We start from the raw sequence: 20,869 nt of genomic DNA, 5'->3' as shown, positions 1-20,869 counted from the left end.
CTCACCTGCGAAGATCACTGGAATTGCCGGCGTGCCTGCACGTTGCGGGCGATGGTCGCGAGTACGGCCATGCGCACGGCGACGCCGTTGGTCACCTGGCGTTGGATCACCGACTGCGGGCCGTCGGCCACTTCGCTGGCGATCTCGACGTCACGGTTCATCGGGCCCGGATGCATGACGATGGCGCCGGCACGGGCTTTGGCCATGCGCTCGGCGGTGATGCCGAACGTACGGTGGTAAGTCACTTCGTCGGGAATCGCCGAAGCGGTCATGCGCTCGCGCTGAATGCGCAGCGCCATCACCACATCGACGCCGCTGATCGCCTTGTCGATACTGCTGTAGCGGGTGGCGCCTTCGAACTCATCTTTGCCGGGCATCAAATCTTCTGGCGCAGCGATACGCAGCTCTTCGACGCCGAGTGTCATAAATGCATGCCAGGCGGAGCGTGCGACGCGCGAGTGGCTGATGTCGCCAGCGATCAAAACCTTGAGCTTGGTGAAGTCGCCTTTGGTTTGTCGCACCGTGAGCGCGTCGAGCAGCCCCTGCGTCGGATGTGACAAATGCGCCTCGCCGGCATTCAAGATACAAACATGCGGCGCGACGTACTTCGCGACGTAGGCCGGCAGGCCCGGCTCTGCATCTCGCATAACGAGGATGTCGGCCTGCATGGCCTGCAGCGTGTAGATCGTGTCGAGCACCGTCTCGCCTTTGACGCGCGATGACGATTGCATGTCCAGGTTGACCACGTCCGCACCCAACCGCTGTGCTGCCAGCTCGAACGATACGCGCGTACGCGTGCTGGGCTCGAAGAACAGATTGGCTACGGTGTGTCCGGCCAGCGTCTGATCGCGGGCCGCCAGTTCGCCGGGGGTGCGTGCATAGAACTGGGCCAAGTCGAGCAGGGCGACGATCTCGTCGCGGCTCAGGCCGTCCAGGGTGATGAGGTGTCGCAGCCGCCCTTCGGCGTCGCGCTGCATTTTGGCGCTGTGGTCGGTGGTCGTCATGGCGGGGCGCGATTGTAGTCCAAGCGCGCCCCGCCGGGCACGGCGATCGTCGGCGGGCCGGCGCGGTGGCGCCGGGCCGGCGAGTCGAGGTTATTGGAGCCGGATTGTCAGGCCCATCAGCCGCATCGTGTCGACCGCACCGATTGGGCCGATCTCGGTCAACGCGCCGGTGCGAAGGTTCACCCGGTAGAGCGTGGACTGGTTGCTGCCCCTGGGCTGCAGTGCCGCCACGGCAAGGCCGTCGTCGCCACCTACGATGTCGAAGCCGCCGCTGAAGGTGAAGGTCTGGCCGTTGGTGGTCAGCGGTCCGACGGTCGTGAGCAGGCCGTTGTTCGCTGGCTTCTGGGTCACCAGCGAATTGTTACCGAGGTCGATGTTGTACAGGGTGGTATCCACGGGGTTGGCGTAGTTGTTGGTGTAAGCGATCGCGACCACATCGGGCGCCGGGGCGCCGCTCTCGGCGGGGATACGCCGCAAGAACGTGGCGGTGATGGTGGCGCCGGTTTCCACGATGATGGCGAGATTGTGCTCGGCGTCGCTGATCACCCGGAGTGCGTCGGCGGTCGGGCTGAAGTCGGTGCCGAACGCAGTACCGATCAATCCTCGGAAAGGATCGCCGGTGTTCGGCATCAGTGTGGCACCGAGCTGCGCGCGGCCGGTCGCCGGATCGACGGTATAGATGCGACCTGCGTCGCTCAGCAAATACAACACTTGGTTCGACGGACGGATGTCGAAGCCCAGTACCCGCTCACCGCCTTGCAGGCCGGTGAGGGCCAGGTTGCTGGTGATGGTTCCCGGCGTGTTGACGTTGAAGCTGATCAAGCGCCCGTTCTCGGTAATGCCGAGCAGCGTCGCCTGCGGCACGTTCGAATGCGTCAGCGCGCGAATTCGCGTTGTCGAGCCGATCGGGCCAACCCGAGTGGCCGCGCCGGTCATCAGATTGATGCTGTAGAGATCGGAAGTCGTTGCGGTGCCGACGTTCAGCGCGGCGAAGGCGTTGTTGTTGATGGCATTGATATCGAAGCCGGCCAGCGCCTGCACGTCACCGCTGATGCCCAATGGGCCAACGACCTGCAGATCGCCGTTGATCGGCGTGCCCGGCGCGCGTCCTTGAATCATCAGCCGATCGTTTGCCGTATCGATTACATACAACGTGCTCGTGCCCGTGCCCGCGAAGCTGTTCGTGTACGCCGCGGCAGTCACGCTCGAACCGGGCGGGTTGAGCTGAGTGTCGGTGATTGTTTCTCCGGTATCGAAGAGCACGCGCAGGTTCATGCCGTTGCTGCTCAGGACGCGCAAGCCATCGGCCGCTGGGCTCACGTCGACGGTGATGTTGCCGCCGTCGAGACCCTGGAACGGCAGCGTCGTATCGCTCGGCGATGCAGTCAGCGCTGCCCGGAATGCCACGGTGCCGGTAGCTGCATTGACGGTGTAAAGCCGCCCGGTGTTGGTAAGCGCGTAGACGTTACGATCGGCGGGGCGCGTGTCGATGCCTACGACGGTTTCGTTACCTTGCAGGCCGTTGAGGGCGACGTTCGTGCACAGTTGCCCGGGCAGGCCGCTGTTGAAGGAGATCAGGCCGTTGCTTTCCGTCAGCGCCAACAGTTCGCCGACTGGTTGCTGCGGCGTGGTCGCCGGCGTCGGGCGCGCCAGGCCGATCACTGTCTCGCCGCTGTTCAGTCCGCCGATGCCGGCGACGATGGTGGCCGCGCCGGTGGTGAGATTGATCGTGTACAGCGAAGTCACATTGTTCACCGTCAGCGCTGCGACGGCGTTCTGGGTGCCATCGGGCGCGGTGGCGATGTCGAAGCCGGTCATTGCCGCGGCGTCCACGGTCAGTCCTCCGACGACGGTCAGCACGCCGCCGCTCGCATTGACGGTGGTGAGCAAACGATCGGCAGTGGAGTCGATGTAATAAGCCGTCGTGCGGCACGCGGACGAAAAGTTGTTCGTGTAAGCAACCTCGGTTACGCCGATGGCGCGCAGGCCCGCCATAGTCAGCGGCGTGTCGGTGAAGGTCGCGCCCGTGTCCATCATGACGCGCAGGTTCTGACCGGAGTTGGTGACGATGCGCAGCTGGTCGACGACATTGTTCACATCGATGCTGACGCGTGTGCCGGAGAGCGACGTGTAGGGATCGGTCGTGTCGGATGGATCGGCGACCATCGAGCTTTTGAGCGTGGCCGTGCCGCTGTTCGGGTCGATGGTGTAGACGCCGCCTTGATTGCCCACGGCGATCAGCTGGCCGGCGGGCGAGCCGCCGGGTCGCAGGTCGAAGCCAACGAGGGTTTCGTTGGCGCGCAGGCCCGTGATGGCAACCGCCGAAGCGGTACCGGGGGTGGTGCTGTTGAAGCTCATCAGGCGGTTCGAGCTGGTGACTGCAAACGTATCGCCTTGCACGAGGCCGCCCGGTGGATTCGGCGCGGGTGCTGGATTGTTATTGCTGCCGCTACTGCAGCCCAGGAGCGGTAGCGTGAGCAACGCATACAGAGCTAACGGAGCGCGAGCCACGTGGGCACGAGAGTTGATATTCATGGGCCGCCTGTTGCTGGGGTGCAGATACAGGCTGCTTTCGGTGCCAGGGAGTAGGCGGATGCGCCGGCTGTGTGTCGAATTATTTCTGGCGAGCGCCGTCGGGATCGTTTGCTGGGAAGAATGAGAGGCCGGTCACGCTCCGGCGCGGCCCCGAATCGATCTTCAGGTTATCTGTTCAGCAGCGTGCGGATTCTCGAGCCATTGTTCGAGCAAGATGCGGGCGGCGATCATGTCCACGTCGGCGTGGGTGTTGCGACGTTTCTTCATTCCGGAGGCGCGGGCGTCGCGCAGCTGCGATTCGGCTTCGCGCGAGCTCAACCTTTCATCCACCAAAGCGACCGGCTTGTTGTAACGAGATTTCAACTCGGCCGCAAAAGAACGGCTGACGTCGGTGAGTAGCGTCGGCGTGCCGTCCATGTTCCAGGGCAGTCCTACGACGAATTGCGATGGCTGATATTCCTGGACCAGCTTGGTGATTGCCGGCCACGGCACGATATCGCCGCGCTCCAGAGTAGTCAGCGCGCGAGCGGTACGAGTCAGCGTGTCGCCGCTGGCGACGCCGATGCGGCGGGTGCCGTAATCGAAGGCGAGAATGACCTGCGGGCTCAGGCGTGGCCCACCTGATCGCTGATGGTGGCGAGGTCAACGCCCAGCAGGCGGCCGGCGGCGCGCCAGCGTTGCTCGTAGGGCGTATCGAACAGAATGCGCTCGTCGCACGGCGCGGTCAGCCAGGCATTTTGTGCCAGCTCGGTCTCCAGCTGGCCGGCGCTCCAGCCGGCGTAGCCCAATGCGACCAGCGCCGTATCCGGCCCGCTGCCGCGAGCCATGGCATTCAGGATGTCCGGTGACGTCGTCACTTGCAGACGGGGCGAAACCTGCCGGGTGTGTTCCCACTGGCCGCCGACCTGATGCACGACGAAACCCCGGTCGGTTTGCACCGGGCCGCCTTGCAAGACTTGCTGGTGACCGAACACCCCAGGTGCCGTCGGCATTTTCAGCTGCTCGAACACGTCGACCAGCCGCATTTGCAGCGGCCGATTGATGATGATGCCGAGCGCGCCGTCCGCGTTGTGCTCCCAGATGAACGTGACCGTCTGGGCAAAATTGCTGTCGGTCATCGCCGGCATGGCGATGAGGAACTGGTTGGTGAGGAAGTCGCCGGCGGACATGGACCAAGTATCGGGCGGCGCCCGCCGGGGCTCAAGCACGGCAGCTCATTTTTTGGTGGCGCCGAGGAATTGCCACTCATAGGCGAAACGCAATTCCTGGTACTGCTTGCGCAGCTCGCTCGGGAACGGGTCGAAGGGCGAGGCGAGGCGCAGGATGGACAGCGCTGCCTGGTCGATTTCCTTGCTGCCGCTGGAGCGGCGGATCAGTGCGTCGCCCAGCGTGCCGTCGGCCTTCAAGGAAACTTCCAGCACCGGGTTGCCGGTCTGACCGTCACGCGCGTATTGCGGAAAGTTGAGTGTGCCCAGGCGCTCGACCTTGGTGCGCCAGGCATTCAGGTAGGGCGCCAGCTTGGATTCGCGCGTATTCGGCACGATTTCGACCGATCCATCCGCACGCTTGCCGCGCAGGACCAGCGAGTTGTCGGTCGCGCTGGTCGCAATCGGGCGCGGCGCGGTCGGCGACAATGCCAACGGCACCTCGGCCTGTTGTGACGGATTGTTGTCACCGCTGCGATATTCGACTTCGCTGCGGTTACTGCGGCTGCTGACGATCTCGGTGGACTGCTGACCGCTCACCGCTTCCTTGTATCGATCGCTGTTGCCGTCGGGCACGCCATCCAGGTCGGCCATCACCGGCGAGGACATCGGATTCGCCGGCCGCACGCGCTCATCGGTGGTGCCGCTGCCTTGCTGGCTGCGCTGAGCCAGATATTGAGCGTCTGGATTGTCGGCGGCTTTGGTGTCGTTACTGGTGAGCAACAGCACTTCCAGGGTCGGCGTAGGGGTGCTGTCGCCGCGTGGCACACCGAACGTGATCCCCAGAATCACGATGCCATGAAACAACGCCGCCAGAAACAAAGTGGTGGTCAGCCGGTCGTTGACGGGTGCCTGCCCCTCCTGCAAATCGCTGGAGAGGGAGCTGTCATCGGGCTGAGCCGTTGCATTCATGACAATCGCTTCTCTATCGCATCCATGAGCAGACCCGCGAGCTGTGTACCGAACTGCTTGTCCAGCTCACGCACGCCGGTCGGGCTGGTCACATTGATTTCGGTGACGTATCCGCCGATGACATCGAGGCCCACGAACAGCATCCCGCGGCGCCGCAGTTCGGGCCCGATCTGAGCGACCAGCCAGCGGTCGCGGTCGTTCAGCTCGCGGCCCACGCCCTTGGCACCGGCCGCCAGATTGCCGCGATTGTCCGTGGCCGAGGGGATGCGCGCCAGTGCGTGAGGCGCCGGCTCGCCATCGATGACCAGGATGCGCGAGTCGCCGCTCTCGACGATCTCCGGCAGATACTTCTGCACGATGGCGAAGCGCGTGCCGTACTCGGTCATGGTCTCGAAAATCACATTGGCATTCTTGTCTTGTTGCTCGAGCACGAAGATGGAGCGACCCCCCATGCCGTAGAGCGGTTTGCAGACGATACGCCCGTGTTCCTTCAGGAACGCATGCATGTCGGCCATGTCACGCGTGATCAGCGTCGGGGCGCAGCACTGCGGAAACCACGCGGTGTAGACCTTCTCGTTCATGTCGCGCAGACCCTGCGGCCGGTTCACCACCAGCACGCCAGCCTCCTCGGCACGTTCGAGGATGTACGTCGTATAGATGTACTCCATGTCGAACGGCGGGTCCTTACGCATCAGGATGACATCGAATTCGGACAATCCCTGCACCCGGGATTCGCCCAGCTGATACCAATCCTGCAGATCGTTCTTGACGGTGAGCGGCGCGAGCCGCGCCAGCGGCACGCCATCGCGCAGCCACAGATCGCGCTGCTCGGCATACCACAGCTCCCAACCGCGCTCCTGAGCCGCCAGCAGCATGGCCAATGTGGTGTCCTTGGCCGGTTTGATCTCGGAGATGGGATCCATGACCACGACGACGCGACAGGGCTGCGACACAGTGCTTGGGTTGGCCTGATTGGATTTAGCGGACATGGGCATTTCACCTGGAAAGTCGAGCGTACACATCACACGGAATTCGCGGCGCGAGCGCTGTGTGACGGGCTTCATAGTATAGGAAGGCGGGCGATGGCGGCCCTATAACCAATATGTTAAAAGTTCCGGCGGTTGTGCCACCGCCTGAAGGCGGCTTGAGGAATTAGCGCGATGGAGAACTTAAGCGTGAGCCAGTCTGCCCGGCTGTCGGGCCTCAAGGTGCTGGTCATCGACGACAGCAAGACCATTCGCCGGACGGCCGAGACGCTGCTGTCGAAGGAAGGATGCGAGGTATTCACGGCCGTCGACGGTTTCGATGCGCTGTCCAAGATCGCCGACCATCAGCCCGACATCGTGTTCGTCGACATCATGATGCCGCGCCTGGACGGTTATCAGACCTGCTCGCTGATCAAGCACAACAAGGTGTTCCGCTCCATTCCGGTGATCATGTTGTCGAGCAAGGACGGTTTGTTCGATCGCGCCCGCGGCCGCATCGTCGGCTCCGAGCACTATCTGACCAAGCCCTTCACCAAGGATGAGCTGTTGAACGCGATCGAAACCCATGTCGGCGTGGTAGCCCGGTAAGGGAACAGGCGATGCGCACAGCATTGGCAACGCGAACGGAGCAAGGTACGGCGGAGCAAGGTATGGCACTGATCCTCATCGTCGACGATTCGCCGACGGAAGTGCACGTGATGCAGAAGGCACTGGAACGCCACGGCTATCAGACGGCGTCGGCCGGCGATGGCGCCGAGGCGATCCGCAAGGCCAAGGAAATGAAACCCGACCTGATTTTCATGGACGTGGTGATGCCGGGCGTCAATGGCTTCCAGGCGACGCGCAAACTCGCCTCCGACCCGGACACCAAAGCCATTCCGGTGATTATGGTGACGTCCAAAGATCAGGAGACCGATCGCATCTGGGGCATGCGCCAGGGCGCCAAGGACTACCTGGTGAAACCGGTCTCGATGGAAAAGCTGATCGAGAAGGCGCAGGCCGCGCTGACCCAGGCCGGCTGACAGGGACTGCCGAAAGGAAATGAGCGCCACTGCCACCCTCAAGTCGCTGCGAGAAAAGCCGTTCGATCTGCTGCGGGAGCTCGAGCGACTCGCGCGCGTCGCGCTGACCGGCCAGGGCCGTGACGCGGCCGCCGAGCGCGAATGGGTGGGCGTGGCATTCCGTTTGAGCTCGGAAAGTTTTCTGGCCGCGCGTGAAGAGACACGCGAGGTGCTGAGTTATCCGTCCGTTGTGACGCGCGTGCCAGGTGCGAAGCCCTGGATTCGCGGCATTGCAAATGTGCGAGGTCAGTTGTTGCCGGTCGTCGATTTGCGCGCTTATCTAGGCGGCGGCATGACCACCACCAATCGCAGCACGCGCGTGCTGGTGGCGAATCATCGCGAAGTGCCGGCTGGCCTGCTGGTGGACGAAGTCCTGGGGTTTCGCCGTTTTGCCGACGGTGAGTTCTCGGCGACGCCGCCGCCGACCATCGTACGTTGCGATCGTTATCTCGCCGGCGCGTTCCGGCGTGGCACGGAGAGCTGGCCGGTGTTCAGTCTGCGCTCGCTGCTGGAGAGCGCCGAGTTTCTGCAGGCGGCAGCGTCCTAGCTGAGTCGATCGAGCCGAAATTGAGACGAGTTTGGCCAATTAGATAGACGGGACGAGTTGGAAGACGGTCGTGCAAAACAAGTACAGCATCAGCACACGGCATAAGCCGGCGCCGGCGCGCAGGCACGGCATTGCGTCTTTTGACCGGGAGGTTGTGCGATCCAAGCAGCACAACCGAGGGAATCCCTCGGGAGACGGGAAGATTGCCAGGGAAGGGCAGGGTCATGGCTGAAACAAAAATGATTGGCGTGCGCTTCCTGCCGGCCCTCATGGTGGTCGCGCTGGTGTGCGTGGTCGCGGCGCTGGGGTTGTTAGCGTTCGCAGGCGCAGATACCGGCGGCGACGACCAGAGCGTGCGCGAGATGAACGCGAAAGCTGCTGGCGCTGTCCCAAGAAAAGCTGCCGCTGCAAAAGCCCAAAACGCCGCACTGAGCGGCACGCAGGGCGCGTTCAATGCGCTGTCTGCATCGCGCACCCGTTACTCGACGCTGGCGGCTTCGCTCGGTCCGGATGTGCAGAGCTTCGCCGGCTCCACTGATTTGTTGAAACAAAGCCAGGCGATTCTGAACGCGCAGGAAGCCATCGAAGGCGTGCAGAAGTCCGCCATCGAAGTGCGTGCTCTGGTGCCGCAGCTGCTGCAAAGCCTCGGCAATGTCGCGAGCGCGCTCGGTTCGCCCGGCATCGAAGGCATGACCCGTCATCTGGAACGTTTCGAGCTGACCGGCTTGCGTCTGCAACAGGACGTCGAAGCGCTCGCGGGTGGTGTGGGCGATGCGACAGTGATCGCGCGCCGGCTCGCGGACGGCAACGACTACATGGGTCAGGTCATCGGTGGTCTCGGCGGTGAAGATGCGGGGCTGGGTCTGCCCAAGGTGACGGGGCCGGAAGCGGAAGGCCGCTTCAAGAGCACCAGCTCTTTGTATGCTCAGTTGAGCGACAAGGTTCGCACTGCCATCAGCTCCGCTGATCGCGTGAAGTCCGCTCGCGAAGCGGCTGCAGCACTCGCCGCCAGCGGCGACAGGATTTACGCCGCGTTCGCCACTCGCGTCGGCGTCCCGGGCGGTGCCGCTGCGGGTGTGGTCAACAGCAAGGCGCTGCCAATCGGTTTGCTCGCAATCGGTTTGATCTCGCTGGTCGTGCTCGCGTCGCTGTACTCGATGGGCGGCAACATCCGCAAACAGCTGGAAGTGCAGGCGAGCAAGAACGAGCGCAACCAGGAAGCGATTCTGCGGTTGCTCGATGAGCTGTCGAGCCTCGCCGACGGCGATCTCACCGTGCAAGCGACGGTGACCGAAGACATCACCGGCGCGATTGCAGACTCCATCAACTACGCCATCGAAGCGCTGCGCGAGTTGGTCGCCACCATCAACGAGTCGGCGGTGTCGCTCGATGCCGCGGCCAAACAAACTCAGGGCTCGGTGAGTCAGCTGGCGAAGGCGTCGGTCGCGCAGTCCAAACAAGTCGCGCTGGCTTCGGAGTCGGTGGCCGCCATGGCGGCGTCGACCGAGGAAGTGTCCGGCAACGCCGAGCGCTCGGCAGACGTTGCCCGCCACTCGGTGGATGTCGCTCACAAGGGCGGCGAGGCGGTGCGTCGTACCATCGACGGCATGAACACCATCCGCGAGACCATTCAGGAAACGTCGAAGCGCATCAAGCGCCTGGGCGAGAGCTCGCAGGAGATCGGCAACATCGTCGAGCTGATCAACGACATCGCCGAGCAGACCAACATTCTGGCCTTGAACGCGTCCATTCAGGCGTCCATGGCCGGTGAAGCGGGCCGCGGTTTCGCGGTCGTCGCGGACGAAGTGCAGCGACTGGCCGAGCGCGCTGCGAACGCTACTAAACAAATCGAAGTGCTGGTGCGCACGATTCAGGCCGATACCAACGAAGCCGTGGTGTCGATGGAGCGCAGTACCACGGACGTGGTCGGCGGAGCCCTGCTGGCTGAGAACGCCGGCGCGGCCCTGGAAGAGATCGAGCAGGTGTCGAATCAGATCGCCAGCCTCGTGCAAAACATTTCCGCCAGCGCGCGCCAGCAGTCCTCGGCCGCGCAGAACATTGCGCGCAACATGGGCGTGCTCAGAGAGATCAGCTCGCAGACCGCGGAAAACTCCGCCGCTACGTCCAGCTCGGTCGGCAAGCTTGCCGAGCTGTCCTCGCAGCTGCGTAAGTCCGTCGCGGGCTTCCGACTGCCGGACGCTGTGTCCGGTGGCTCTGCCTTGTTGACCGATCCGGCTCGCAAAGCGCCGCCAGCGGCACCGCCTCCGTCGCTCACCGCGACCGGCAGCGGCACCGCTGCGAACCGCACCAACGCGCCGAAGAAAGTCAGCGGCCTCAACGCTTAAGAACTACGCGAGACCATGGCTGAGGTTTCATCGCAGACTCTGCACATCGTTGCGCGCGAGCTCGCCAGCGAACTGAACGAAGCACGCGCTTCGTTGGAAGCGTTCGGTGAGCAACAGGACAACCTGGCGCTGCTTCGTAAGTGCAATGAACACCTGCACGCGGTGCACGGCGCCTTGCGCGTCGCCGAAGTGTATGGCGCGGCATTGCTGGCCGAAGAAATGGGCCAGGTCGCGCACTATCTGATCTCGAACTTCAACGAGAAGCGTCATCTCGCCGAGGGCCTCGACGCGCTGATGCGCGCGATGGTGCAGCTGCCGACGTATCTCGAACGTGTGATGAGCGGCGGGCGTGACATGGCGCTCGTGCTGCTGCCTTTGTTGAACGACCTGCGCGCAGTGCGCGGTCATGCGTTGTTGTCCGAAGGCACACTGCTGCTGCTGAATCTCAGCTCGGATCAACAAGCGAATCCGGTTGCCGGTGCCGCCGAAGGCGCGCTCACTGTCGCGCAGTGGGCCCGCAAGTTGCGCACTCGTTTCCAGCTGGGCCTGCTGGGCTGGATCAAGGGCGAGCGCGTCGATCAGAACCTCGAGATCCTGTCGCGGACCAGCGAAAAGCTGGAGCACGTCGCCACCACACAAGCGGTGTTCCAGCTGTGGTGGGTGGTCGGCGCGATCCTCGAAGCGCTGCGTGAAGGCGGGCTGGAAGGCAGTGCTTCCATCAAACGTCTGCTCGGTCAGGCCGACCGCGAAATGAAACGTTTGTATGAGTCGGGCGAAGCGCGTTACGCCGATTCGCCGCCGCTCGAGCTGCTGAATAACCTGCTCTATTACGTCGCCCGTGCACGCACCACCGGTCCGCGCGTCGCCGCCGTTCGCGCTTCGTTCCGTTTGTCCGAGCTGCTGCCGGTCGACGATGGTGTCGAGCAGGCACGCGAAAGCTTGTCCGCGCCGTCGGTCAAGCTCATGAAGACCGTGGCCGCCGCGATCAAGGAAGATTTGAGCCGCGTGAAAGACGCGCTCGATATCTTCGTGCGCCAGGGCGGTACGCAGGTCGACGAGCTCGCGCCGCAGCTGGAATTGTTGAAGAAGATCGCCGATACGCTCGGCGTGCTGGGCCTCGGCGAGTTGCGCGACAAAGTGCAGACCGAGACAGCCGATCTGCAGGCCATCGTGGCGCAAAAGTCCAAAGCGGGTGAAGGCACCTTGCTGCGGATGGCTGCGACGCTCATCAAGGTCGAAGACAGCCTGGATGAACAGCTGGTCGGCATGATTGTGCCGACTGCCGCTGAAACGGGCAGCGCGCCGGCAAAACCGGCGGGCCCGGACGATATCGAATTCCGCCTGGTCACCGAGGCGGTGCTGCGCGAATGTATCGTCAACATGGCGCGCATCAAGGAAGCGATCGCGCACTCGTTGGACAAACCGCGCGAGGGCGCGGCTGTCGATCAGATTCCTCAACTCATGCGCGGCATCACTGCCGGCCTGTTGATGCTGGGCAAGACGCGCGTCGTCGAGATCATGGAAGGTATCGACAAGGCGCTGCAGAATTTCGTGCGCAGCGACGGCCTGACGTTGCCGCAGGAAGCGGTCGATCGTCTCGCCGATGCCATCGTCGCTGTCGAGTACTACATGGAGACCATCCAGGCCGGCCGCGCCGATCCCTGGTACATGCTCGACAACGCTGAAACCTGCCTGCGTTATCTCTCCGAGGCGCAGCCGATTCCGCGCGTCGATGCGTTTGGCGACGCGACGCCGGATCACGCTCGTACGGTTGTTATCGAGACGCACGCGCCGACCGTTGCGCTCGGCACCGAGCACGAACCGACTGCTGTGCTCGATCCGGTCACGCAGCAAGTGCGTCGTCCGACCAAGCCGGCCGCCGTACCTCAGCCGCCGCCTGCGCCGATGCCGCCGGCACTCACGAAACCTGTCGATCGCGAGGTCGATCCGGAGTTCGTCGAGCTGTTCATCGAAGAGGCCAAGGACGAGATCGCCAAGCTCAATCAGTTCTTCCCGCTGTGGGACTCCAACCCGCAGGACCAGGAAGCGCTGGTCAACGTGCGCCGTTCCTTCCATACATTGAAGGGCAGCGGTCGCATGGTGGGCGCGCAGCTGATCGGCGACTTCGCCTGGTCGGTCGAGAACATGTTGAATCGCGTCATCAACAAGACGCTGGATCGCACGCCCGACATGATGTCGCTGATGCGCTCCGCCGTGGCCGCCGTGCCCGAGCTCGTCGAACAGCTCGAAACAGGCCGCGCGCCGCAGGCCGACATCGCGAAGATCATCAACACGGCGAACACGCTCGCTGGAGTGCGTCCCAGCTCGCCGGCGCCTGCCGCTGCTCCCGCCGCAGCGCCTGCTCCAGTGCGGCGTCCGGAGCCGCCGGTGTTGGCCGCCGCCATGGAGGCGCCGACACTCTCACCTGCGCCGGAAAAAAAAACAGACCCAGCCCCGGAAGTAACAACCCTCGCGGCGCCGTTGGCAGAATCCCCAATGGACCCGGGGCTCCACGAGATCTACGCCAAAGAAACCGCGGGACACCTCGCGACGATTCATAAGTTCATCGCCGCCTGTCAGCTGGCGACGCCGCCTTATGCCGTCACTGAAGACCTGCACCGCTCGTGTCACACGCTGAGCGGCACGGCGAAAACTGCCGGCGCTCGCCAGGGCATCAAGATTGCCGAGCCGCTGAATCGTTACGTTCGCAAGCTCTACGACAATTCGATCGGCATGCCGGACGCCGGGCTGGCTTCGTTGTCGGACGCAGTGACTGCGATCCAACAGGTCGTCGAGAACATCAACGAGAACACCGGGTTCTTCCTCGACCACAATCTGATCGTGCGGCGCCTGAACGAGCTGGAGCACGCGCTCGATGCGGAAATTTCTCGCATCGCCGAGCTGGGCGCGACGACAGCGTCCAATGCCACGAACAGCGAACTCACCGGCGAACATTTGATCACGTCGACCGCGGCGACCAGCATCAACCAGCATCTGGCGGTGCCGCCGCCGTCGCTCGAGCCCGTCCACGTCGACGAGCTGTCACTGACGGCGGTCAATGCCATGTTGCCGCCGCTCGAGCCCGAAACATTCGAGCTCGCTCCGGTCGAGCCGAGTGTGCTCGAAGCCGGTACGCTCGGACCGCTTGCGCCGAATGAAACGACGCTCGCTGCTGCGGGTGAGCTGAATGTCGGCGCCGATGCGGTGCCTGAAGAAATCACGCTCGACAGCATTGCGCTGGAGTTGCCGGAAGACGCAGTCGAAGAGATTACGCTCGACGCCGCCACACTCGCTGGCGACCTTGCTAGCGGCGGAGCCGCGGAAGCAGCGGGTGAAGAGATCGTGCTTGGCTCGGTCGATCTCACGCCCGAAGAAATCACGCTCGGCGAGCCGGCCGGCGAAGTCGTCGAGCTCGAATCCGCACTCGATACGCTGCAGTGGGCCTACGAACACTTCCCGGCGGAAGGCGCCGGCCCGGCTGCAAACATCGATGTTTCCAGCGGCGAAGCCGAGATCGAAGAAGTCGAGCTGACTGCCGAGGACGATCTTACCCAGGAGGCGGCGGCGCTTGCCGAGCTGACGAAGGAAGAGCCGGGCATCGTCGTCGACGAGCAACTCCTCGAGGAAAGCAATCGCGCGCTGCTGCAGATGAATGAGCCGTTGCCCGAGGAGGCCAGCGATCTCATCGTCGAGACCGCGCCGTGGGCCGCGGAATACGAGCCGCCCGTGTTGCCGCCCGAGACGGCGGTTGCACGCGATGATGCAGAGACGATTCGCAGCCCGCTGCTGCGTCCGGCTGCGGCGGAGACGTTGGCGAGCGAGACAGCGCAGTCGGCGTCGTCCGCCGATCTGCAGTCAGCGCAGGCAGTTGCTGAGTCTGCCGCGCTCTCGATGTCCGAGCCGGCGCCGATTGCGGCCCAATCGCAGCCTGCTGTCGAAGCGGCGCCGGCGATCGAGGACGAGGGCGACTACGACGACAGCGATTTCGATCCAGAGGTCGCGGCCATCTTCACCGAAGAGGCCACCGAGCTGCTCGAAACCGCCGACCAGTCGCTCTCCTCGTGGATTCGCGATCGCGCCAACACCGCACTCGTGTTCGAGCTGAAGCGCGTCGTGCACACGCTCAAGGGCGGTGCTCGCATGGCCGGCATTCGCGCCATGGGCGATCTCAGCCACGAATTGGAAACATTGATGGGCCTGGTCGAGAGCGGTCAGGTGCCCGCCGAGCAGAAAGTGTTCGACGCTCTGCAGGCGAGTCTCGACGAGCTGCATCGCATGCGCGATGTGGTTGCCAATGGCGAGCGTTGCAAGCCAGCGCGCGAGTTGATGAGGCGCATTCGTGCGCTGATCGGCGGGCAAGCTGAGGAAGAGCCGGCTCCGGCGCCGGCACCGGCGCCTGCGCCAACTGCAGCCGCAGCGATCATGCCAGCCGCGCCGATCGCGCCCGAAATCGTTCCCCCGGCCGCGCTCACGCCGGCGCCGGTGTTCGATGCGCCAGCGGAAGAAATCGTCGAGATCGAGAGCTACTCGCCCGACGACAAAGACATCGGCTCGCATACCGACATCGTCCCGACGCTGGGCGACATCGCAGCGCTGACGGAAGACGACGTCGCCAAGCGAGCGCTGTCGGACGCCGAAGACGCACGCTCCAGTGACGTGGTCGCCGACGGCGAGCTGTCCGAAGGCGCATGGGAAGATGCTGGGACGACAGCTGCACGCTCTGACGCAGCTCTGCCGGCGGCGCCGGAAATCGAAGACCTCTCCGACGTCGAAGTTGAATTCGGCGCCGACGAGCTCGGCGCGGTTGCGGCTCGCGAATCGGTGCGTGTCGAAGAGTCGCCCGATGCCGCCATCCAGGCTGAGCACGCTGCAACCGGCGTGCACGCAGCTCACGATGTCTCGGCCGTCGCGCCCGAGTTGCCGCCAGACAGCGAGCAGCAGGAAGAGGTCGCCGAACAGCAAGCACCCGCACTGCCGGGCCGCGAGAAGCCGACTCAGCAAGAGCCTCGCGAGTTCGCACGCGTCGACGCCGACCTGCTCGACAACCTGCTCAATAACGCCGGCGAAGTCAGCATCTTCCGCTCGCGTATGGAACAGCAGGTCAGCTCCATCGAGTTCAACCTCGCCGAACTGGGCCGCACCGTCACGCGCTTGAAGGATCAGCTGCGCAAGATCGAGCTGGAGACCGAATCGCAGATCCTGCATCGCCATCAGGAGCAGTTCCCGGATCGCGCCGACTTCGATCCGCTGGAAATGGATCGCTACTCGACCATTCAGCAGCTGACGCGCGCGTTCGCCGAATCGGTCAGCGACGTGAGCTCGATCGAAGGCCTGCTCGAAAATCTCACCCGCGAAGCTCAGAACCTGTTGCTGCAGCAGTCGCGCGTCGTGACGGAAATGCAGAACGGCCTGATGCGTACGCGCATGGTGCCGTTCCAGCGCCATGTGCAACGTCTCAGCCGTCTGGTGCGCCAGGTGGCGAACGACACGAAGAAGAGTGTCGAGCTGGTGGTCGTCGGTGCCAATGGCGAGCTCGACCGTCAGGTGTTGGAGCGCATGTTGCCGCCGTTCGAGCACATGCTGCGTAACTCCGTCGTGCACGGTATCGAAACGCCGGAAGAGCGCGTCGCTCGCGGCAAGCCGGCGCAAGGTACGATCAAAGTCGGCCTGCACCGAGAAGGCTCGGAAATGGTCATCGTCCTCGAAGACGATGGTCGCGGCATCGACGTGAATGCCGTGCGCGAGCGCGCCAAGCAGCGCGGCTTGTTACAAGCGGGCCGCGTGCTAACCGATGAAGAAGCCATGCAGCTCATTCTCGAGCCGGGCTTCAGCACCGCCAGCAGCATCACTCAACATGCCGGTCGTGGCGTCGGCATGGACGTGGTGGTCAACGAGATCAAGAAACTCGGCGGCGCGCTGTTCACCGCGTCGGAGATCGGCAAGGGTGTGAAGTTCACGATCCGCCTGCCGTTCACGCTGGCTATCACGCAAGCGTTGATCGTGCGCACGGGCGATGAGCTGTACGCGCTGCCGCTGCCGTCGGTCGAAGGCGTCGCTCGCATTCCGAAGTCGGAAGTCGAGAAACATCTGGCCGAGGAAGCGCCGTCATTCAACTACGGCGGACAGGTTTATCGATTGCAACATCTCGGCGCGTTCGTCGGCGGTGGTCCGTCGGTGCTGCCTGAGCTCGATGTATCCGTGCCGCTGATTCTGATTCGCGCGGGCGAACATTCGACCGCCATCGTCACTGACGAGTTGGTCGGCAGCCGCGAAATGGTCGTGAAGTCGGTGGGCCCGCAGATCGCGACGATTCGCGGTATCGCCGGTGCCACGATTCTCGGCGACGGCCGCATCGTCATCATCTTGGATATGGGCTCGCTGGTACGCTCCGACTGGCGCGGCGGCAAGGTGCCGCTGGAAGTGCAGCCGAAGCAGGACACGCGCACGTTCGCGCTGGTCGTCGACGACTCGATCACTGTGCGCCGCGTGACGCAGCGCCTGCTCGAGCGCAACGGCATGCGCGTGATGACGGCGAAGGACGGCGTCGATGCGCTGTCGATCCTGCAGGAACACATCCCGGATGTGATCCTGCTCGACATCGAAATGCCGCGTATGGACGGTTACGAGCTGGCGACGCAAGTGCGCGCCGACGCGCGTCTCACCGATATTCCGATCGTGATGATTACCTCGCGCGTTGGCGAGAAACATCGCGCCCGCGCGATCGAGATCGGCGTGAACGATTATCTCGGCAAGCCGTATCAGGAAAATCAGCTGCTCGATGCTATCGAGCCGCTGGTCCAGGCCCGTAGAAGGAAAGTGTCGTGAGTGCTACTGACATACCCTCGCACGAGCTGTACAGCCTGCTGATCCCGCTCGCGCAGGAACGTTTGATCGTGCCGCGTGCGTGCGTTGCCGAAGTCGTGACGTGGCAGGCGCCGGAGAAAGTGGAAGGCGTGCCGCCTTGGTATCTCGGCACGATTTCCTGGAGCGGCCGGCCGGTGCCGGTGATTTCGTTCGAGGCAGCGTGCGGTCAGCAGGTGCCGACGCCGGGCACGCGTACGCGTATCGTGATTTTCGTGGCGTTGAGCAGTCAGGTGACGGGCGGCTATTTCGGCGTCATCACGCAGGGCTTCCCGCAGCTGGTGCGTGTGAACAATGACGTCGTGAAGTCAGACCCCAGCCGCACGTTCCCGGAACGCGGCCCGATCCTGTGTCAGGTGCGGATGCTCAACGAGTCGCCACTGATCCCGGACTTCGAGCACCTGGAACAGATGATCAGCGAAGAGAGCCGGGCGGCTTGATTTCCTACTGAAGGTCGCCCCAGAGTCCTTGCAGTACCGAAAGCGCCACCACCGCCGCTGTTTCGGTTCGGAGCACGCGCGGTCCCAGACGCACCGGCATGAAGCCGGCTTTTTGCGCGGCGTGCAATTCGTCGTCGTCCAGACCGCCTTCCGGACCGATCAACAGCTCCGCCTTGCTGGGCATGCTCGACAGGCCCACCAGCGAGGCCGGCGCGGACGGGCTCAGCACCAGGCGCAGGCCGTCCTTTTTCACGTTGGCAAAGTATTCACGCAGCGTCATTGGTGCCGAAACCGACGGAACCTTCGCGCGTCCGGATTGCTCGCAGGCGCCGATGACGATGCCCTTCCAATGCTCGATTTTCTTGGCCGCCTGCTTCTCGTCGAGGCGCACCACACTGCGTGCCGTGAGCACCGGCGAGATCGCTGCCACGCCCAATTCGGTAGCCTTTTGCAGCGTCCAGTCCATGCGCTCGCTGCGCGAGACGCCCTGGACCAGCGTGATCTTCAAGGGCGATTCGGCCGTGCCCGGCGTCGGATCGCTGAGGCTGACGGTCACCTTGTCGCCCTCAACGCGCACGATCTCGGCGCGAAACTCCTGGCCGCTGCCATCGAATACACTGAGCGGTGCACCCTCCCGCATGCGCAGGACCCGGGCCACGTGGTAGCCGCCGGCGGGGGGCAGGTCGATTTCGGTGCGACCGGCCAGCGGGCCGTCGCAGAAAATTCGGTTCAATCTCATGCTCGCCTCATTGCGAGTAACGTCTGGGTCTATTCGGGACTAAGCAAACATTGTGCCGTAGCGCAGTGATGGAACAACCCATGCACTCCACATCGTCGCCGGAAGCGCTGTCCCAGCATCTGCTCGCCATAGCGGCGGGCATCGATCCGAGTAGTGGCTGGCTGCGTGCGGCCCGGCAAGTGCCGTCGCCGAACTTCGATCCGCGGCCGGGCGGCATCTTGCCAGAACTCATCGTGGTTCACGGCATCAGCTTGCCTCCGGATGAGTTCGGCGGTCCCTGGATCGACCGGCTGTTCACCAACGCGCTGCCGCCCGCCGAGCACCCCTACTTCGAGAAGATCAAGGATCTGAGGGTGTCCTCGCACTTGCTGATCCGTCGCGACGGTGAGCCGGTGCAGTACGTGCCGTTCCACGAGCGCGCCTGGCATGCCGGCGCGTCCAGCTATCAGGGACGCGAGCGTTGCAATGATTTCTCTGTCGGCATCGAGCTGGAGGGCGCCGACGAGACTCCATATGAGCCCGCCCAGTATCGCGTGCTGAGCGCCGTCATTCTGGCGTTGTGCGAGGCCTACCCGTCGTTGTCGCTGTCGCGGATTGCCGGACACAGCGATATCGCCCCGGGACGCAAGACCGATCCGGGCCCGGCATTCGACTGGCAGCGCCTCTACGCGCTGTTGCGCGCGACTGCATGAATCTGGCGACACAATTCCGCGCGTAAGCGGTGTCGTGTAGCATCGCCGCCCGGCCGTAGGCGCTTTAGGACTGCTATTTCACTCATGAACCGCTCCGCCACGGTGTTGCTGACGCTGATGGCCTTCGCGGCGCTGCTGCTGACAGTGGCGGCGTGGGCTGCCCGGCGCACGCACAACGCGGCCGATTTCGCGCTCGCGAATCGCCGACTCGGAGTTTGGCTGACGGCGCTCAGCTGCACGGCGAACACCGCTAATGGCTGGCTGCTGATGACTCTGGCGGGCGCTGCGTTCGCGTGGGGCGCTTCGGCCATCTGGATCTGTGGTGCCTTCTTGCTCGGCGCCGCGCTCAATCTGTTCTTCATCGCTCCGCGCCTGCGCAGCATCTCCGTCGGGCAGGGCGCCGGTACTTTGTTTCAAGTGTTGAGCGCCGATGCCGGCGATCGCCTGCAGCCTTGGGTGGCGCGTTCGGCCATTCTCATCTTCCTGCTTTGTGTGTTGCTGCAGACCAGTGCGATGTTGCGATTCGCCGGCGGGCTGCTGGTCGATGAGTTTGGATTCAACCTGATCAGCATCACGTTGACCTCGATGTTTCTTATCACCGTGGGCACATTCGCTGGCGGCTTGCGTGCCGCGGCGGTGGGCGATGCCGTGCAAGTGATTGCGATTGGAGTGTTCGCCGCCCTGTTGCTGGCGGGCGCGGCTTATGCCATCCAGGGTTGGGATCAATTCAAGATTGCCTTCAGCGCGCTCGGACCGCTGGCCACCGACTGGTTTGGCGGCCGCAAGGGCGTGGTCGCGCTGGCTTTCGCTGCCGGTGTGTTTTGCATCGGCTTGGGCATGACCGGTCAGCCGCAGCTCGCGACTCGGTACATGGCGGCACGCGATGAGAAAACATTGTTCTGGGCCAGCTGGCTGGCGCTCGCGCTCATCACCGTGCTGGTAGGTCTGGTGCTGTGTTGTGGCTGGGGTGCCAGCATTCTGTATTCGAGCCTGAAGCGGCCCGAGCTGGCGATGTTTACTATCGCCGACCGGCTGCTGCCGCCGCTGCTGGCGGCGTTCATCGTGGCGAGCTTGATTGCGGCGATCTTTGCGAACGTGGGCAGCCAGCTGCTGGCGCTCGCGACGACGTTGGGCGTCGATAGCCGTCGCGTGAATGCGCCGCTCTCCATAGGTTGGAGTCGAGCTGCGCTGGTGCTGTCGGCGGTGCTGATCGCGCTGTCGACTTTGTGGGCGCCGTCGACGGTGTTCGAGCATGCAATGTTCGGTTATGCGGCGATCGGCTCGTCCTTCGGCCCGTTGCTGTTGATCCGGGTCAGCGGCAAGCGGGTGCGGCCTGGCGCGATGCTTGCGGCCATCTGGTCCGGGTTCATTCTCTCGGTGATATTCCATTTGCTCCCCGACGCGCCTGGCGATTTCCTGGAGCGCGTCATGCCCTTCGTAGCATCCCTTGGAATTGCCCTTACCGGTGGTGAGCGCCGTCGCAACCCCGATCGCGCCGATCGTTCTCAGGAAACCGTGCACGACCGCATTCCGATCTGAGGT

Annotated in this window: 15 protein-coding genes; 8 read left to right on the top strand and 7 right to left on the bottom strand. The window is 63.8% G+C overall.

The window, feature by feature from the left end:
* Window positions 1–14 precede the first annotated feature (14 nt).
* From D0550_RS19445 to gshB, 6 genes are all read right to left on the bottom strand, one after another.
* Complete coding sequence (locus tag D0550_RS19445; RefSeq protein ID WP_206606407.1) at window positions 15–1,004, bottom strand: aspartate carbamoyltransferase catalytic subunit; 990 nt, start codon at window positions 1,002–1,004, stop codon at window positions 15–17.
* A gap of 90 nt (window positions 1,005–1,094) precedes the next feature.
* Window positions 1,095–3,539, bottom strand: a complete 2,445-nt coding sequence (locus tag D0550_RS19440; RefSeq protein WP_116810850.1) for a DUF4394 domain-containing protein — start codon at window positions 3,537–3,539, stop codon at window positions 1,095–1,097.
* A gap of 162 nt (window positions 3,540–3,701) precedes the next feature.
* A complete protein-coding gene (ruvX, locus tag D0550_RS19435; protein WP_206606410.1) occupies window positions 3,702–4,133 on the bottom strand; it encodes a Holliday junction resolvase RuvX in 432 nt (143 codons plus the stop codon).
* Window positions 4,134–4,144: 11 nt separating this feature from the next.
* Window positions 4,145–4,708, bottom strand: a complete 564-nt coding sequence (locus D0550_RS19430) for a YqgE/AlgH family protein (protein ID WP_116810848.1) — start codon at window positions 4,706–4,708, stop codon at window positions 4,145–4,147.
* 45 nt (window positions 4,709–4,753) lie between these two features.
* Window positions 4,754–5,656, bottom strand: coding sequence for an energy transducer TonB family protein (locus D0550_RS19425; RefSeq protein WP_116810847.1), 903 nt, complete (start codon window positions 5,654–5,656; stop codon window positions 4,754–4,756).
* Complete coding sequence (gene gshB / locus D0550_RS19420; protein ID WP_116810873.1) at window positions 5,653–6,645, bottom strand: glutathione synthase; 993 nt, start codon at window positions 6,643–6,645, stop codon at window positions 5,653–5,655. The genes D0550_RS19425 and gshB overlap by 4 nt, the downstream gene beginning before the upstream one ends.
* Window positions 6,646–6,831: 186 nt before the next feature.
* On the opposite strand from gshB, the gene pilG reads away from it, so the two are divergent.
* The 6 genes from pilG (at window position 6,832) to D0550_RS19390 (ending at window position 17,896) form a co-directional block, all read left to right on the top strand.
* Window positions 6,832–7,230, top strand: coding sequence for a twitching motility response regulator PilG (gene pilG, locus D0550_RS19415; RefSeq protein ID WP_241520851.1), 399 nt, complete (start codon window positions 6,832–6,834; stop codon window positions 7,228–7,230).
* 62 nt (window positions 7,231–7,292) lie between these two features.
* Window positions 7,293–7,664 (top strand): response regulator transcription factor, encoded by a 372-nt coding sequence (locus D0550_RS19410; RefSeq protein ID WP_116810845.1) that lies wholly within the window; start codon window positions 7,293–7,295, stop codon window positions 7,662–7,664.
* 19 nt (window positions 7,665–7,683) lie between these two features.
* Window positions 7,684–8,250, top strand: coding sequence for a chemotaxis protein CheW (locus tag D0550_RS19405; RefSeq protein WP_116810844.1), 567 nt, complete (start codon window positions 7,684–7,686; stop codon window positions 8,248–8,250).
* Window positions 8,251–8,474: 224 nt separating this feature from the next.
* Window positions 8,475–10,595 (top strand): methyl-accepting chemotaxis protein, encoded by a 2,121-nt coding sequence (locus D0550_RS19400; protein WP_116810843.1) that lies wholly within the window; start codon window positions 8,475–8,477, stop codon window positions 10,593–10,595.
* A 15-nt stretch (window positions 10,596–10,610) separates the two neighbouring features.
* On the top strand, window positions 10,611–17,420 hold the full coding sequence (locus D0550_RS19395) for a hybrid sensor histidine kinase/response regulator (protein WP_116810842.1): 6,810 nt from the start codon (window positions 10,611–10,613) through the stop codon (window positions 17,418–17,420).
* Window positions 17,417–17,896: a chemotaxis protein CheW gene (locus D0550_RS19390; RefSeq protein WP_116810841.1), complete on the top strand. Its 480-nt coding sequence runs from the start codon at window positions 17,417–17,419 to the stop codon at window positions 17,894–17,896. The genes D0550_RS19395 and D0550_RS19390 overlap by 4 nt, the downstream gene beginning before the upstream one ends.
* Before the next feature lie 4 nt (window positions 17,897–17,900).
* Here D0550_RS19390 and D0550_RS19385 read toward each other — a convergent pair whose 3' ends face one another.
* On the bottom strand, window positions 17,901–18,635 hold the full coding sequence (locus tag D0550_RS19385) for a 16S rRNA (uracil(1498)-N(3))-methyltransferase (protein ID WP_116810840.1): 735 nt from the start codon (window positions 18,633–18,635) through the stop codon (window positions 17,901–17,903).
* An 80-nt stretch (window positions 18,636–18,715) separates the two neighbouring features.
* On the opposite strand from D0550_RS19385, the gene ampD reads away from it, so the two are divergent.
* Window positions 18,716–19,327 (top strand): 1,6-anhydro-N-acetylmuramyl-L-alanine amidase AmpD, encoded by a 612-nt coding sequence (gene ampD / locus D0550_RS19380; protein WP_116810872.1) that lies wholly within the window; start codon window positions 18,716–18,718, stop codon window positions 19,325–19,327.
* A gap of 84 nt (window positions 19,328–19,411) precedes the next feature.
* Entirely contained in the window at window positions 19,412–20,866 is a 1,455-nt protein-coding gene (locus D0550_RS19375) for a sodium:solute symporter family transporter (RefSeq protein WP_116810839.1), read from the top strand.
* The last annotated feature ends 3 nt before the right edge of the window (window positions 20,867–20,869 follow it).

Source organism: Steroidobacter cummioxidans (assembly GCF_003104955.1).
Note: the sequence above shows the minus strand (reverse complement) of the source record. Positions and strands in the feature narration are given on the sequence as shown.

Coding starts and splice junctions, on each gene's coding strand:
- D0550_RS19445 (WP_206606407.1), bottom strand. CDS start 1,004: ATGACGACCACCGACCACAGCGCCAAAATGCAGCGCGACGCCGAAGGG.
- D0550_RS19440 (WP_116810850.1), bottom strand. CDS start 3,539: ATGAATATCAACTCTCGTGCCCACGTGGCTCGCGCTCCGTTAGCTCTG.
- D0550_RS19430 (WP_116810848.1), bottom strand. CDS start 4,708: ATGTCCGCCGGCGACTTCCTCACCAACCAGTTCCTCATCGCCATGCCG.
- D0550_RS19425 (WP_116810847.1), bottom strand. CDS start 5,656: ATGAATGCAACGGCTCAGCCCGATGACAGCTCCCTCTCCAGCGATTTG.
- gshB (WP_116810873.1), bottom strand. CDS start 6,645: ATGTCCGCTAAATCCAATCAGGCCAACCCAAGCACTGTGTCGCAGCCC.
- D0550_RS19410 (WP_116810845.1), top strand. CDS start 7,293: ATGGCACTGATCCTCATCGTCGACGATTCGCCGACGGAAGTGCACGTG.
- D0550_RS19405 (WP_116810844.1), top strand. CDS start 7,684: ATGAGCGCCACTGCCACCCTCAAGTCGCTGCGAGAAAAGCCGTTCGAT.
- D0550_RS19400 (WP_116810843.1), top strand. CDS start 8,475: ATGGCTGAAACAAAAATGATTGGCGTGCGCTTCCTGCCGGCCCTCATG.
- D0550_RS19395 (WP_116810842.1), top strand. CDS start 10,611: ATGGCTGAGGTTTCATCGCAGACTCTGCACATCGTTGCGCGCGAGCTC.
- D0550_RS19385 (WP_116810840.1), bottom strand. CDS start 18,635: ATGAGATTGAACCGAATTTTCTGCGACGGCCCGCTGGCCGGTCGCACC.
- ampD (WP_116810872.1), top strand. CDS start 18,716: ATGCACTCCACATCGTCGCCGGAAGCGCTGTCCCAGCATCTGCTCGCC.
- D0550_RS19375 (WP_116810839.1), top strand. CDS start 19,412: ATGAACCGCTCCGCCACGGTGTTGCTGACGCTGATGGCCTTCGCGGCG.